The following is a 14821-nucleotide window of genomic DNA, read 5'->3' on the forward strand; positions in this document are numbered from 1 at the left end:
GTACGCGAAGCCGAGGTCGGGTCGCCGGTTCGCCATCTCCCTGACGGTTCGTCATGAAGTAACCGTGTTCCGAGCCGCGGCCGTTCGGAGGTCGGGCTCAGAGGGGTGCCATCTCAAGTTCCCCGATGACCCGCAGGCCGACCTGTGCCGCGAGCCAAGGAGCTCGTTCGGCCTCGACCTGCTTCACGTGGACGTACAGCGTGTGGTCCGGCGCGGGCTCCTCGACGAAGCCGATGTCGAGGTCGCCTGCGTTCATGCACACCGTCACGTAGGCGCCTCTGCACCCCCCGTAGCCGAGGCCCGCCTCCGGAGCCTCGGGCCAGCCCCTGAAGTCCCAGCGGACCATGGCCGGGACGTCCCCGGCCGCGGCCACGAACTCCTCCACGGTGTCCGGGGCCATGCACCATCTGCGCAAGAGGATCGGGAGGCACTCCGCCGGAACGCCGCCATCCTTCACAGAGCCGTGTCGATCGGTTCCGTAGGCGAACCACTCGGCATCCGGCATCACCCCGCTCAGCCGCTCCAGCTCTCCGGGCGTGGAGACCCTTGCCTCGAAGTCGACTTCGAGTTCCGTGGTGTCGGCGAGTTCGAGCAGTCGTCCGGCGGCGCGCAGTGCCTCGGCAAGATCCGTCGTCCTCAGCACTGCCTGCGCATACGAGTTGGCCATGCCGAGCAGTCTGCCAAGTCGGGCACCCTGCCCGCCGATCATTGATGACCGGACTCCTGCGTCCGGAAGGCAGCGCCGGACCAGCGCCGACCTGTGCACATCATGTGAATGTGTGTGATCCGCGCAGTCGTGGGCAGACGCCGCCGTTATGAGCACCCTCCATCGGAGCACGGTAGACGAGGCCACGGAACAGAGCCCTGACATGCGGGCGGCGCCGCCGCTCGCGCCCGCGTCCGCGGAACGCGGCAGAGGCGGCGGGCGGGGATTCTCGTCGGCGCCGCGTGGTGGTGGGCGGGTCGCGGGGCTGGACGGACTGCGGACGGTCGCGGTGGTGCTGGTGATCGTCTACCACGTGGAGCCGGACCTGGTGCCGGGCGGCTCGGTGGGTGTGGACGTGTTCTTCACGATCAGCGGTTTCGTCATCACGCGGCTGCTGGTCGGCGAGTACGCCCGTACCGGTGGCATCGGGCTGTGGTCGTTCTACCGGCGCCGGTGGGTGCGCCTGATGCCGGCCCTGCTGGTGATGTGCGCGGTCACCGCCCTGCTGTCCGTGACGTTCGCGCTGCCGCTCTTTCGCGGGGCGTGGGTGGCCGCCGCCCTGGCCGCGGGGTCGGTGGTGAATCTCGTACGGGCCGGGAACGACGGGGCGTACTCCGATCTCACCGCACCCCTCAGCCACACCTGGTCCCTCGGCGTGGAGGAGCAGTTCTATCTCGCCTGGCCGCTGCTCCTGCTCGTACTGCTGCGGCACGCGACGGCACGCGCGGTGCTGGCCTGCGTCGCCGTGCTCTGCGTCCTGCCGGTGCTCTGGCGGACCGTGCTCTGGGACCCGACAGCGGCACACCGTATCTACAACGGCCCCGACACCCGCGCCGACCAACTCCTCATCGGCGCCCTGCTCGCCCTCGTCCTGGCCCGGCTGCGCCCCGACGACCCCCGCCTGGCCTCGCTGCGCCGCTGGGCGGGCCGACTCGTCTGGCCCGCGCTCGCGGTGCTCGGGCTGATCGCCTGGCAGATCCCGATCACCGAGGTGAGCGGGTGGAATCCCGTCTGGTACACGGTCGGTTTCCTGGCCGCCGCCCTGTTGACGGCCTGCGTGGTCGCCGCGCTGGCACTGTGCCCCGACGCGTGGCCCACCCGCCTGCTGTCGCTGTCCACGATGGTCTGGATCGGGCGCAACCTCAGTTACGGGATGTACCTGTGGCACTACCCCGTCATCCGGCTGCTGCACGACCTCGGTGTGCGCGGTGACGCCCTGCTCCAGACCGGCCTCGCGGCCACGTTCGCCGCGGCCCTCGCCTCGTACGCCCTCGTCGAACGGCCTCTGCTACGACGGGACCGGCCCCGCGTGCGCCGGGTGGAGCCGGTTGCCGCCACGGGACCGGGTTCGCCGGTCCGGTGACCGACGACCGGCTGCCCCCTGCACGCGTCGCCGGAACTACACCGGGTCCGCCGCCGCGGTGCTCGGCGCCTGCGTCCCCGTACCGCCGAACCGGATCCCCTTGGCCTCCTTGCCGACCGCGCTCAGCACGATCACCAGGACCAGGGCGGGAGTCACGGTCCACGCCATCGCCGTCGGATAGCCGTGGTGCTCGGCGATGGCCTCCTGGATCGGCAGGTTGAGGGCGGCGATCAGGTTGCCGAGTTGATAGGTGACGCCGGGATAGAAGCCCCGGATCGTGTCCGGGCTCATCTCGGTGAGGTGTGCGGGGATGACGCCCCAGGCTCCCTGTACGCACAGTTGCATCAGGAACGAGGACAGCATCAGCCAGCCCACGGCGGTGGACAGGACGAAGAAGGGCACCACGACCAGGCCCGCGGCCGCCGCGATCATGATCGTGCGGCGGCGCCCCAGCCGCTCGGAGTACGCCCCGAGGACCATGCCGCCGATGATGGCGCCGATGTTGTAGACCACGGCGATCGCGATCGCTGTGTCCGGGGACAGGCCAAGGCCCTTCTTCACGAAGGTCGGGTAGATGTCCTGGGTGCCGTGCGACATCCAGTTGAAGGCGGTCATCAGAGCGACCAGGTACACGAACCGCCGTAGGACAGCAGGGTTCTTGAACACCTGGTAGGCGGGCGTTCGGTTGAGTTTGACGCTCTTCTCCCACACCTCGCTCTCCTCGACCCGGGCGCGTACCCACAACGAGACCAGGGCCGGCACCAGGCTGAAGGCGAACAACCCCCGCCAGCCGAAGGCGGGTTCGATGACGAAGAACGCCACCGCGGCGAGCAGATAGCCGAGCGAGTAGCCGCTCTGCAGCAGGCCCGACCAGAAACCGCGCCGCTCGGCCGGGATCTTCTCCATGGCGAGTGCCGCGCCCAGGCCCCACTCGCCGCCCATGCCGATGCCGTACAGCAGGCGCAGGACGAGCAGCACGGTGTAGTTCGGTGCGAAGGCGCAGGCGAATCCGATGACCGAGTAGAAGGCCACGTCGACCATGAGCGGGGTGCGGCGTCCTTTGCGGTCCGCCCACAGGCCGAAGAGGAGGGCGCCGACCGGTCGCATCACCAGGGTGGCCGTGGTGAGGAAGGCCATGTCGGTGAGGGAGACATGGAAGTCGTCGGCGATCTCGCTGTAGACGAGGACGACGAGGAAGTAGTCGAAGGCGTCCATCGCCCAGCCCAAGTAGGCCGCGACGAAGGCGTTGCGCTGATCCTTGGTGAGTCCCGCGGCCTGTTCCCGGACGGTGTTCAGCATCCCGACCCTCCCATGGTCCGCAGGTCAGGCTAGGTCGGAGTGGTGGAGGGGACAACGCAAGGACCGGCAAAACACCCGCCACAATTAGCCAAAGGGAACGCCGTGACACGCTCGCGCAAAGCGAACGCGTCACGGCGTCACACGGGCGAGGTCAGTTGCCCCGCCGCTCGCTCACGAAACTGTGGTCGCCCGGGCCCAGGTTGGACACGGTGACCGTTCCGTCGGCCACGCTCACGTCACGGCTCGACGCCCGCCGCCCGTCCCACAGCGTCCGCCGGCCGACGCTCACGCGCAGGCCGCGCGCGTCACCGGGGAGGACGACCGAGCCCTGCGTGTGCCGGGGCACGCGGACCGTGAGGCGGAAGACACGGCTGCTGTTCTCCAACTCCACGCCCAACGGGCCATGCGGGGTGGGGAGTTGACCTGTCGCCCAGTCGACGTCACCGGGCTGCGGACGTACCTCCCAGGTGGCGTACCCGGGTGAAGTCGGGCGTGCGCCCAGCAGGTTGTGGGTCAGCGCCGGCAGGACACCGGTGGACCAGCCGTGGGCCATGCTGGTGTAGGCGTCCTCGTACAGCGAACCGCCCGGGCCGATGCCCTCCCAGTGGGTGATGCCGGGGTCGTTCTTGTCCATCCAGCCGTACATACGGCGGATCTGGTCCAGCGCGGACCCGGCCTGCCCGCTGAGGAAGCGGGCCTCGATCTCCGGGTACGAGGTGAAGGCGTAGACCCGCTGGGATGCCTGGTCGAAGATCGTGTCGTTGTCCATGAAGGCGTTCCCGTACGGCCGTTTCGTCGTCGCGTCGAGATGCGCGAGGGCCGAGGTGGCGCGGGCCGCGTCGGCGATGCCGGTGACGACGGCCAGGGAGTTGCCGTCCTGCGCGTGCCGTACCGCACCCGTCGAGGAGTCCAGGTAGGCGCCCGCATCGGCGTCCCACAGCAGGGAGTTGACGGCCTGGGCAACGTTGTCAGCTCGCGTGCTCCAGCGCGTGGCGTCGGCCTGCTGGCCCAGCAGGCGGGCCAACTCGGCGGCGTTCTGGAGGGCTTGGACGTAGAGCGCGTTGTAGTAGGTGACGCGACCCGTACGGCCGAGGAACGCGTAGTCGCCGTATCCGCCGGTGCCGTTGAGGCCCTTGCTCAGCAGGCCGGCGTCGTCCGTGACGCTCGGGTACCAGGTGTCCAGGACCTTCAGCAGGTTGGGGTAGTAGCGCGTCGCGTACTGGCGGTCGCCGGTGTAGAGGACGTAGTCCCAGCTGCACGTCACCCAGTACAGCGGGTAGTCGAAGAGCGGGAGGGTGTAGTTGCCGATGGACGCGGGCGGGATCCAGCCGTCGGCGCGCTGGTGGTCGGCGAGGTCCGCGAGGACGTTGCGGGCAGCGGCGGCCGCGTCGTCGTGGGTCAGGTAGAGGGTGCGCGCGGAGACGGCGAGGTCGCCGACGTACGGGTCGCGGTCGCGCTTGGCGCCGTCCTGGAGGACCAACTTCCCTTCCAGCGTGGCGCTCCACGCGTTGCGGGGGTCGACGTCGTCCTGGCGGAAGGTGTCGGTGACGAGTTCGTTGGTGTACGCGGCGCCGTACCAGTAACGATTCAACTCGTCGTCGGAGCACAGGAACCAGCCGCGGTAGGTGCTCGGTGTGCCCACGTACGCGGTGAACTGGAGGGCCACGGAGTCGATTTCGACCGTGCCCCAAGGTTGTGCGGCGGGGCTGTCCGAGGCGAGTGCGTCGAGGCTGATCTTGAGGTAGCGGAATCCGTGCAGGCCGTCCGCGAAGACTTTGTCGCCGGCCTGGAACCCTTTGTGGTCGGTCCAGTTGGCGCCCTTGGCGGGGACGGCGAACTGGTCCGTGCCCCCTCCGACACCGCCCGCCTGGTCGGCGCGGGTGAAGTCCGAGCGGTCGGTGAGGAATTGGCGGGTCTCGGAGAACGCCACCCGTACACCGGGCGAGTTGGCGGAAGCCGAGGTGAACTTGATCTGCGGATATCCGACCACGACCTTGCCGAAGTCCACGGTGATGGTCGGTATCGGGATCGGCTCGACCGGTGCGGGCCAGACCTCGTTGATCCGGGTGAAGTTGCCGTGCGAGGTGTCCTGCGCGTGGGCCACCGTGATGCGGACGCGGTCGGTGCTGACCGTCTCCGTGAACGGAACGGCCTTCTGCACCGCGTCGTTGGCGGTGACCGTGGCGGCGGTGTGCCAGTCGCCGTCGCTCCACACGTCGACGGTGTAGTCGGTCGGCACGCCGTCGCTGTTGGAGATCACCGTGATGCCCCGCAAGGACGTGACCTGCGGCGCGATGATGGTGAGGACGTCGGGGAAGACACCCAGCGTGTCGTCGTTCCAGAAGGTGTCCGGGTTTCCGTCGATCGCGTTGGTGGCGTCGTAGGTGCGCGGCTGCCCGTCGTTGCCGTTGTTGCCCGCGTGGGCCGAGGAGGCTTCGGCGGTGGTGCCGGCGGGCCAGGCCGGCGCCGCCGCGGGCTGCGGGCGCCGCAGGACGGATCTGGCTCCGCCGGGCTTGAGCAGCGCGCCGGGGTTCTGCACGTCTCCGGTCGACGTGGTGATCCGCACCGGGCGGACCGTGCGGGAGGACGGGCCTTGGACGTAGCGGTGCCAACTGCCGGAGCGGCGAGGTGAGTTGCCGGTGAGGGAAGCGGAGGCGTCCGCCGCAGGGAGTGCCTCCGCCGAAGGGAGTCCGGCGGAGAGGGACACCGCGGTGAGTCCGACGGTGCCGGCTGCCGCGAGAGCCACGCGACGGGAAATGCCTTTGTCCGGTGTGTTGTTCGACGCCATGCTGTCCCCTTGAGCGCAATGGATTGAATCGTTTCACTCGGCAGCTGCGTGGTGACGCTATCCCGAACAGCGGATACCCGTACAGCGTTGGGACAGAAGTAATCGGCGATGCGCACGGTCCAGACGAGGCGCCGTACAACGGCAGGACCACCAGACGGGACGCTGATCGGTCGCTGACAGGATCTTCATACGGGGACGGCACGTTGACGACATGTCCTCCTCCACCTCTTCCCTCCGCAACGGCGTCACCGTTCCCCTGCTGACCGTCGTCGCCTCGGGTGCGACCCTCGTGCTGCTCGGCGCCTGCGGTGGTGGCGGGGGCGGCATCCGTGACGAAGGTGTCGCCTCCATCGCGACCCCCTCCGCGCACGCGGCGACCACGGCCGACCCGGACGCCGGGCATGTACGGATCCGGCTCGACATGAGTCTGCCCACGTTCGACGAAGACCGGGTCCAGTGCCAGGTCAAGTCCTTCAGGAACGGCGGCTGACGGACGAGGACACTGCGGGGGCGAGCCCGAGTGAGACGCGGACCGTACGACTTTGGTCGTTCGTGGATGCGACGAACGGATGCTGTGCGCGCGGGCATCGGTGCATACCGTTGGCGCGTGAACGCGAAGACGATGGCCCTCGATGTCCGGAGCCGGCTGGGCGCGGCAGGTATGTGGTCCCGGCGGCAGATCGTCGGCGAGACGGTGCTGACCGTCGTCCTGGGCCTGTCCATGGCCATGACCCAGGTGAGCGAGGGCGCACTGCGGATGGTCGCCGTCGGGGTCGCCGCCGGGGTGATCTCTCTGCTGCGGCGCGCGTTCCCCGCCGGAGCCCTGCTCGCCACCGGTGCGGTCGCCGGCATGCTCGGTGGTTTCGGGTTCGTGCTGATCGTGGTGAGCTGGTCGGCCGGCGCGCGGATCGAGGCACCGCGCCGGGCCCTCGCGTTCTTCTCGGCCACCTACGTTCTCTACGTCGGGCTGTCCGTCCCCGGCGCGTCGCAGCCGCTGTCCGCCGTACAGACTCTGGTGTTCACCACGCTCGCGTTCCTGGCGACGGGTGTCGTGCCCGGCCTGGCCAGCCGCAACCGTGCCCAACGCCGCACGCTGCTGCGGGCGTTGCACGAGCACAACGCCCAACTCCTGCGCGAGCGCGAGATGATCGCGTCCCACTCACGTCTGCGCGAACGCCAGCGCATAGCGCAGGACATGCACGACAGCCTCGGCCACCAACTGGCGCTGATCGCCGTGCACACGGGCGCGTTGGAAGTCGACCGCGAACTCACGGGCGGGCAACGGGAGGTGGTCGGCGTCCTGCGGGAGGCGTCCGTGTCCGCGATGCACGAACTGCGCGAGGCGGTCGGCATCCTTCGTGACGGCACGCCCGATCAACTGCGCGACAACGAGGGTGAGTTGGAGCCCCAGGCCCGGGGCGTGGCGGGGATCGACGGCCTGGTGGAGGCAACCCGGGGCGCGGGGACGGTCGTAGCGCTGCGGCGTACGGGCCAGGCACGTCCGCTGGCTCCCGCGGCCGACCACGCGGCGTTCCGGATCGTGCAGGAGGCGCTGACCAACGCGCTGAAGCACGCGCAGGGCGCCGCGATCTCCGTCGAACTGCGTTACGAGCCGGACTCCTTGGTCGTCGAAGTGGCCAACGGGCCGGTACCCGCGCTGACTTCGGCCGTACGGCGGACCGTGGTGAGCGGCGGGCAGGGGCTGACGGGGCTGCAGGAACGGGCCCGGCTGGTCGGCGGCATGGTGCACGCGGGGCCAGCGGCGGACGGCGGGTTCCGCATCGCGGGCGTGCTGCCCTACGGTCCCGGGTCGCCGCGCGCGTCGGAGGGCGGCCGGTGGCCGGCGGACCCGGGGTCGGACGGAGCGACCTTCGTCGATGCGGCGAACGACTTCCGGGGGCAGAGCGAGGGGGCGGTGCCCGGCGACGGTGGTGCGGACATCGACTGGTCCGGTGCGCCGGACAGGCAGAAGGAGTTCGACATCGCCATGGGACGCAAGAAGAAGGGCGTCGTGATCGGATGCGGCGCCGCCCTGCTGACCTTCCTGGTTCTCGGAGTGGTCGCCGTCGTGCTGATCGTCAACCTGGTCGGGAAGGAGGGCGACAGGATCATGCTCGATCCGAAGGTCTACGAGTCGGTGAAGGTCGGGGACTCCGAGACGGCCGTACGGGACAAGCTGCCGCACGGGAAGGCGTACCTGGGCCCGGCCCTGGACGACCAGGCGCCCGCCAAGCCGCGGGGGGCGACCTGCTCGTCGTATCTCTCCAAGAAGGACTGGCCGGCCGAAGGAGGGCACATGCCCGCCTTCCGCTTCTGCTTCAAGGACGGCAGACTGATCGAGAAGCGGACCTTCGTGACCACGTCGTAGTCCCGGGCCGCCCGTCGCCCCCGTCGCACGTCCTGCAGGAGAATCGTGATCAGAGTCCTCGTCGCGGATGACGAACCCCTCATCCGGGCGGGCATCAGGATGATCCTCACCTCCGCCGACGACATCGATGTCGTGGCGGAGGCGGCCAACGGCCGTGAGGCGGTCGATCTGGTCCGCGCCCACGCCGTCGACGTGGCCCTGCTCGACATCCAGATGCCCGTGCTGGACGGCCTGTCGGCACTGGCGGAGCTGCGGCGGGCGGCACCGTCCGTACGTCCGTTGATCCTGACGACATTCGGCGAGCGGGAGAACGTCCTGCGGGCGCTGCGGCAGGGCGGCGCCGGGTTCCTGCTGAAGGACTCGGCGCCGGCCGAACTGATCCAGGCGGTACGGGCGGCCGCGGCCGGGGACGCTTATCTGTCACCGGCGGCCACCCGTCACGTGGTCGACCAGCTCGCCTCGGGCCGGGCGGCGGCGCGCGGCGAGGAGGCGCGCCGGCGTCTGGAGTCGCTCAGCATCCGGGAGTTGGAGGTGCTCGCGCTGCTCGGCGAGGGCCTGTCGAACGCCGACGCGGGCGAGCGGATCCATGTGAGCGAGGCGACGGTGAAGACGTACGTCAGCAGGATCCTGACGAAGCTGCGCTGCGAGAACCGGGTCCAGGCGGCCCTGTTGGCGCGGGACGCGGGGCTGGGACCGAGCTGATCCGCGGCTCGCTACCGCTTGCCGACGGTGTACGTCAGGTGGGTCACCCGGGACGATGTGTCCGTGCGGGTCTGGTCCAGCGCGAGGCGGTCGGGGTCCACGCGGTCGAACAGGCGGATGCCGGTGCCGAACAGCACGGGCGCGAGCGCGATCGAGAACTCGTCGATCAGGCCGCCGTCCAGGTACTGCTGGATCGTCTCGGCGCCGCCGGCGATGCGCACGTCGCGGTCTCCGGCGGCCTCGCGGGCCCGGTCGAGGGCGCTCTCGACGCCGTCGTCGACGAAGTGGAAGGTGGTGCCGCCCGGCCGCTCCCACGGGTCGCGCCGGGTGTGGGTGAGGACGAACACCGGGGTGTGGAACGGCGCTTCCTCCGGCCAGGCCAGTTCGCCTGCGTCGAACATGCGCCTGCCCATGACGCTCGCGCCGGTGCGCTCGAACGTCTCCCGCGCGATGTCGTTGTCGCGGCCCTCCTCGCCGCCCTCGCCCAGCTTCACGTTCTCCCGGAAGAACCGCAGCGGGAACACCCACGCCTGCAGCTCCGACCACTTCGCCATCCAGCGCTGGACCCTGGGGTCGTTCTGGCCGCCGGGTGAGAAGACGTCCTCGACGGGCACGGCGTCCGGCGCCATGAAGCCGTCCAGGGACATCGTCACGCTGAAGAACACCTTTCCGGCCATCAGCTCTCAGATCCCTTCAAGTCGGTCTCGTTCCGGGTGAGTTCGGCGACGTAGGACGCGAGGTTGCCCAGCGTCTGCTCACCGCCCTCGATCGCGTGGTACTTCTCCGCGGCCTCGTCGCGGAGTTCCTTGGTGGGGAAGACCGTGCGCATCACGATCCGGGTCCCGTCGCCGGCCGGCTCGAAGGTCAGGAGCGACTCGAAGGCGTTGGGGTCGTCGCGGGACTCGCCGTGCAGGAGCGCGATCCGCTCCGGCGGGACGATCTCCCGATAGGTGATCCACTCCTGGTAGTCGGTGCCGTCCGGCCCGTGCATCACGAAGTCCCAGGCCCCGCCGACGCGGAACTCGAAGGACCGCGTGGTGGTGGTGAAGCCTTCCGGTCCCCACCACCGCGACAGGTGCCGGACTCGTGTGAACGCCTCGAACACCAGCTCCCGCGGGGCGCCGATCAGCCGGGAGACCACGATCTCGCGGTCCGCGGTCAGGGGTGCGGCCTCGCCGCCGCTACTGGTCGTCGCCATGGTCTGGTCCCTCCTGCTTCTCCTGCTTCAGCTCCTGCACGTACTCGTCCAGCCGGTCGAAACTCCCGCTCCAGAACCGCTCGAAGCCGCCCACCCACTCGTGGACCGGCCGCAGTCCGCGGGCGTCCAGGTCGTACAGCCGCTGCTTGCCCGCCCCGCGGACCCGCACCAGCCCGACCTCGCGGAGGACCCGCAGGTGTTTGGACGTCTGCGGCTGGGTCATCCCCAGGTCCCGCGCCAGGTCGTTCACCGGCCGTTCGCCACCCCGCAGGAGCAGCAGGATCTCCCGCCGCTGCGGTTCGGCTATCGCGTTGAACGCGTCCGAGGTAGTCGCCGCTCGTGCCATGGCGTCATCGTATGCCCATATCGGAATGTGTCAACGCGCCACAGCACGGTGGTCACCGTAGAGAAAATGCACACTTGTGCATTTATTCTCAGCTGTATAACGTGCCGGGATGCACCTCGAACCACTCCAGGAATCCGGCACCCAGGACAGAAGGGTCCGCCGCTCCCGCACGGCCCTGATGGCGGCCGCGGTGCGCCTCGTGTCCGAGCGCGGCACCACGGACATCCCGGTCACCGATCTCGCCGAGGCGGCGGACGTCAGCCGGCGCCTCGTCTACCTGCAGTTCGGGGACCGCGACACCCTCCTCACGGAAGCCGCGATCGACCTGGTGAGACGGGAGCTGCTCCCCCGGGCCGGAGACGGCGGCGACACCTCCGAGGGGGTAGCGGCACTGGCCCAGCACTTCGCCGCGCACCGCGCCTTCTACCGCCCGATGCTGACCGGCTCCTGCGCCTTCGCCATGACCAGCACGCTCAACAAGCTGTTCGGCTCCCTCAACAGGCCCGCCGTCCGCGAGCTGTTCGGCGACCTGGACCGGCAGACGGCGGACGACCTCTCGGAGTTCATCGCGGGCGGAGCCGCCACGCTCGTCAACAACTGGGTGATCGACGGGACGGACCCCCTCGACCCCGAGGCACTGACGACCCGTCTGCTCCGCCTCGCGTCCACCCTCACCTCCAGCCACCAAGTCCCGACGGACGGACACCACCCCCGATGAACCTCCGCAGCCGTCTCGCCCAGCGCCTCCTGCACCTGCCCCCACCCTCGACCAGAGACCTCACCGTCGAGCACGACCTACGGGTCCCGATGCGCGACGGAGCCGTCCTCCTCGCCGACCGCTGGACCCCGGAATCCGGCCCCGCCGGCCTCCCGACCGCGCTCATCCGCGTCCCCTACGGCAGGGCGGGCATGATCGCCGCGCAGCTGGCCAGGCCGCTGGCCGAGCGGGGATTCCAGGTGCTGATCCAGAGCACCCGCGGCACCTTCGGCTCCGGCGGCGACTTCGACCCCCTGCGCCACGAACGCGAGGACGGCCTCGACACGCTGCGCTGGCTCGTCGAGCAACCCTGGTGCGGCGAGGCGGTCGTGCTCTACGGCGGCAGCTATCTGGGGTTCGCCCAGTGGTCGATGGCAGGCCAACTGCCGCCGCAGGTCAAGGCGTTGATCCCCTCTGTCTCCGAATCCGCCTTCACGCTGGAGTTCCTCCGTAAGGAGTCGTACGACCTGGAGGCGACCTTCGGCTGGGGCCTCCAGGTCGCGGGCCAGGAAAAGCGGGGAGCGATGCTCCGCCAAGCGCTGCGGATCCGGAAGGAACGTCGCGCCTGGTACACGCTCCCGCTGAACGAGGCCGACACCGCGGCCATCGGCCGCCGCTCCGACTACTTCCAGAACACCCTCGACCATGACGCCGACTCACCGTTCTGGTCCGTGCTCGACCACAGCTCCCGGGTCGCCGGCCTCACCGTGCCGGTCAGCACGGTCGGCGGCTGGTACGACATCTTCCTGCCCGGCCAACTCCGCGACTTCCAGGCGCTGCAGGACGCGGGACGAGAGGCCCGGCTCACCGTCGGACCGTGGGCGCACATCTCCATGGGCGTCGGCGTGACGGCGGCCGCCGAGGCCCTCGACTTCGGTCTGGCCCACGCCCGCGGCGAGAAGCCGTCCCACCGCGCCCCGGTGCGTCTGTTCGTGATGGGCGAGGAGACCTGGCGCGACTTCCCGTCCTGGCCGCCGCCGGGCTACACCCCGCAGCGCCTCCACCTCCACCCCGCAGGCGCCCTGGCCGCCGACCCGCCGGACGAGTCCGCCCCGGACACCTACCGCTACGACCCGGCCGACCCGACGCCTGCTGTCGGCGGCGTCCGTATGGCCGTGGGCGTCAAGTCGGGGCGCGTCGACAACACCGCTCTGGAAGCCCGCCCGGACGTCCTCACCTACTCAACTCCCGCCCTGGAGAAGGACGTCGAGGTCGTCGGAGAGGTGAGCGCCGAGATCTGGTTCCGCTCCAGCCTGCCGTACGCCGACGTGTTCGTCCGCCTCTGCGACGTGGACGGGAAGGGCCGCTCCACGAACGTCTGCGACGGTCTGATCAGCCTCACCAGCGCCGACGACACGACCTGCGCGAGGGTCCAACTCTGGCCGACCGCCTACCGTTTCCAGCGTGGCCACCGCATCCGCGTCCAGATCTCCAGCGGCGCCTTCCCCCGCTACAACCGCAACCTCGGCACCGGCGAACCCCGGGCGACCGCCACCACACTCCGCGCCGCCGACCAACAGGTGCTGCACACCCCGGCCCACCCCTCCGCGGTGATCCTGCCGATCGGAGGACCGAACTGACACAACCGTTCCGGGCATCCCTTACGACCTCAGGCCGATGTGGCTCACGGAGCCGGCGGGCTTCAATGGCCACCTCACCAGAAGGTGACCAACTCCCCGGACAGGAACGGAAGATGCCCGAACTACAGCCGCTCCGCGCCGAGCACGCCCCGGCGGTCCTCGCCTTCGAAGTGGCCAACCGCGCCTACTTCGCCGGCACGATCTCCGACCGCGGCGACGCCTACTTCGACGAGTTCACCGCCCGCTTCGACGCGTTGCTGGCCGAACAGGAGGCCGGCGTCTGCGCCTTCTACGTGCTCGTCGCCGAGGACGGCTCGGTCCTCGGCAGGTTCAACCTGGTGGACATCACCGAGGAGCACATGGCGGTACTCGGCTACCGGGTGGCGCAGCACGTAACCGGCCGGGGTGTGGCGACCTCGACCGTCGAGGAACTGTGCCGGCTGGCAGCCTCGCAGCACTCCCTGCGTACGATCCGGGCGGCCACCTCCCACGGGAACATCGCGTCCCAAAGGGTGCTGACCAAGGCCGGCTTCAGCCCGGACGGCCCCGCCCACCCCTCCGACCTCGGGGGCAAGCAGGGCACTTGGTACCAGCGCGACCTCTAGACGACCGCGGTCAGCCCGCGGCGAGGAGTTCGAGCGTGTCGATCACACGGTTCGAGAAACCCCACTCGTTGTCGTACCAGGCGACGACCTTCACATGGCGGCCGTCGACGCGGGTGAGGGCGGAGTCGAAGATCGACGAGGCCGGGTTGCCAGTGATGTCGGAGGAGACGAGCGCGTCTTCGGAGTACTCGAGGACGCCGGCAAGGGGCCCCTCGGCCGCGGTGCGGTAGGCGGCGAGCACGTCCTCGCGGGTCACATCCCGGGAGACGGTGGTGTTGAGCTCGACGATCGAGCCCACCGGTACGGGCACGCGGATCGAGTCGCCCGACAACTTGCCGTCCAGGTTGGGCAGTACATGGCCGATCGCCTTCGCGGCGCCCGTCGTGGTCGGCACGATGTTGACCGCGGCGGCACGGGCACGGCGGGCGTCGCGGTGCGGGCCGTCCTGGAGGTTCTGCTCCTGCGTGTAGGCGTGCACCGTGGTCATGAAGCCGTGCTCGATACCGGCGAGTTCGTCGAGGACCGCGGCGAGGGGTGCCAGCGCGTTGGTCGTGCAGGAGGCGTTCGACACGATCGTGTGCGTGGCCGGGTCGTAGGCGTCGTTGTTGACCCCGAACGCGAGCGTGACGTCCGCGCCGTCCGAGGGCGCGCTGACGAGTACCTTGCGCGCGCCCGCGTCGAGGTGGGCGCGGGCGGCCTTGGCGGAGGTGAAACGGCCGGTGGCCTCCAGCACGAGGTCCACTTCGAGCTCGGCCCAGGGCAGGTCGGCCGGTTCGCGCTCGGCCAGGACCTTGATGCGCCGGCCGTCGACGACAAGGGTGTCCCCGTCGACGGTCACGGGACGGCCGAGCCGCCCGGACGTCGTGTCGAAGGCGAGCAGCCGCGCCAGAGTGGCGGGCTCCGTAAGGTCGTTGACGGCGACGACCTCGAGGTCGGTGTCGCGTTCGAGCAGGGCGCGCAGCACATTGCGTCCGATGCGGCCGAATCCATTGATGGCAATGCGAGTCATGAGGTAAGTCCCTTCGGTTCCCCTCCAGGCTCGCGCGCGGCGACCGTCGCGGACAGTGGCGCGATCGCCATGGTCCAAAAGGATCCCGCCACACCCGCCA

The 14821-nt window shown here is 69.9% G+C and carries 14 protein-coding genes; 7 read left to right on the forward strand and 7 right to left on the reverse strand.

The annotated features are described in order from the left end of the window. Window positions 1-97 precede the first annotated feature (97 nt). Window positions 98-667: a hypothetical protein gene (locus tag R2B38_RS47060; RefSeq protein ID WP_318022345.1), complete on the reverse strand. Its 570-nt coding sequence runs from the start codon at window positions 665-667 to the stop codon at window positions 98-100. A 148-nt stretch (window positions 668-815) separates the two neighbouring features. Between R2B38_RS47060 and R2B38_RS47065 the strand changes: the two genes are divergently transcribed. Further along, complete coding sequence (locus tag R2B38_RS47065; protein WP_318022346.1) at window positions 816-2069, forward strand: acyltransferase; 1254 nt, start codon at window positions 816-818, stop codon at window positions 2067-2069. 36 nt (window positions 2070-2105) lie between these two features. Here R2B38_RS47065 and R2B38_RS47070 read toward each other — a convergent pair whose 3' ends face one another. Together R2B38_RS47070 and R2B38_RS47075 are read right to left on the reverse strand one after the other, a co-directional pair. After that, window positions 2106-3368 (reverse strand): MFS transporter, encoded by a 1263-nt coding sequence (locus tag R2B38_RS47070; protein ID WP_318022347.1) that lies wholly within the window; start codon window positions 3366-3368, stop codon window positions 2106-2108. A gap of 151 nt (window positions 3369-3519) precedes the next feature. After that, window positions 3520-6156, reverse strand: coding sequence for an alpha-L-rhamnosidase C-terminal domain-containing protein (locus R2B38_RS47075; protein ID WP_318022348.1), 2637 nt, complete (start codon window positions 6154-6156; stop codon window positions 3520-3522). A 211-nt stretch (window positions 6157-6367) separates the two neighbouring features. On the opposite strand from R2B38_RS47075, the gene R2B38_RS47080 reads away from it, so the two are divergent. The 3 genes from R2B38_RS47080 to R2B38_RS47090 all read left to right on the forward strand — a co-directional run bounded on the left by R2B38_RS47080 (window position 6368) and on the right by R2B38_RS47090 (window position 9226). Further along, window positions 6368-6646 (forward strand): hypothetical protein, encoded by a 279-nt coding sequence (locus R2B38_RS47080; RefSeq protein WP_318022349.1) that lies wholly within the window; start codon window positions 6368-6370, stop codon window positions 6644-6646. Window positions 6647-6763: 117 nt separating this feature from the next. Beyond that, window positions 6764-8524 (forward strand): sensor histidine kinase, encoded by a 1761-nt coding sequence (locus R2B38_RS47085; RefSeq protein WP_411978625.1) that lies wholly within the window; start codon window positions 6764-6766, stop codon window positions 8522-8524. Between the two features lie 45 nt (window positions 8525-8569). Beyond that, window positions 8570-9226, forward strand: coding sequence for a response regulator transcription factor (locus R2B38_RS47090; protein ID WP_033281026.1), 657 nt, complete (start codon window positions 8570-8572; stop codon window positions 9224-9226). An 11-nt stretch (window positions 9227-9237) separates the two neighbouring features. Here the strand turns inward: R2B38_RS47090 and R2B38_RS47095 are convergent, their stop codons facing one another. From R2B38_RS47095 to R2B38_RS47105, 3 genes are read right to left on the reverse strand one after another with little or no spacing between them, the layout of a single operon-like run. After that, window positions 9238-9903: a dihydrofolate reductase family protein gene (locus R2B38_RS47095; protein ID WP_318022350.1), complete on the reverse strand. Its 666-nt coding sequence runs from the start codon at window positions 9901-9903 to the stop codon at window positions 9238-9240. Then, the gene (locus tag R2B38_RS47100) at window positions 9903-10424 is read right to left on the reverse strand and encodes an SRPBCC family protein (RefSeq protein ID WP_318022351.1); all 522 of its coding nucleotides are present in this window, start codon (window positions 10422-10424) and stop codon (window positions 9903-9905) included. Before R2B38_RS47100 ends, R2B38_RS47095 begins: the two co-directional genes overlap by 1 nt. Next, entirely contained in the window at window positions 10408-10770 is a 363-nt protein-coding gene (locus R2B38_RS47105; RefSeq protein WP_318022352.1) for a metalloregulator ArsR/SmtB family transcription factor, read from the reverse strand. Before R2B38_RS47105 ends, R2B38_RS47100 begins: the two co-directional genes overlap by 17 nt. 109 nt (window positions 10771-10879) lie before the next feature. On the opposite strand from R2B38_RS47105, the gene R2B38_RS47110 reads away from it, so the two are divergent. The 3 genes from R2B38_RS47110 (at window position 10880) to R2B38_RS47120 (ending at window position 13712) form a co-directional block, all read left to right on the forward strand. After that, window positions 10880-11488 (forward strand): TetR/AcrR family transcriptional regulator, encoded by a 609-nt coding sequence (locus R2B38_RS47110; RefSeq protein WP_318022353.1) that lies wholly within the window; start codon window positions 10880-10882, stop codon window positions 11486-11488. Next, complete coding sequence (locus R2B38_RS47115; protein WP_318022354.1) at window positions 11485-13107, forward strand: CocE/NonD family hydrolase; 1623 nt, start codon at window positions 11485-11487, stop codon at window positions 13105-13107. Before R2B38_RS47110 ends, R2B38_RS47115 begins: the two co-directional genes overlap by 4 nt. A gap of 113 nt (window positions 13108-13220) precedes the next feature. Continuing rightward, a complete protein-coding gene (locus tag R2B38_RS47120) occupies window positions 13221-13712 on the forward strand; it encodes a GNAT family N-acetyltransferase (RefSeq protein ID WP_318022355.1) in 492 nt (163 codons plus the stop codon). Window positions 13713-13722: 10 nt separating this feature from the next. Here the strand turns inward: R2B38_RS47120 and gap are convergent, their stop codons facing one another. Continuing rightward, window positions 13723-14721 carry a type I glyceraldehyde-3-phosphate dehydrogenase gene (gap, locus tag R2B38_RS47125; protein ID WP_318022356.1) on the reverse strand — a complete coding sequence of 333 codons (999 nt, stop codon included), beginning with the start codon at window positions 14719-14721 and terminating at the stop codon, window positions 13723-13725. Window positions 14722-14821: the final 100 nt, after the last annotated feature.

The sequence above is a fragment of the Streptomyces sp. N50 genome (genome assembly GCF_033335955.1).
GTDB lineage: Bacteria > Actinomycetota > Actinomycetes > Streptomycetales > Streptomycetaceae > Streptomyces.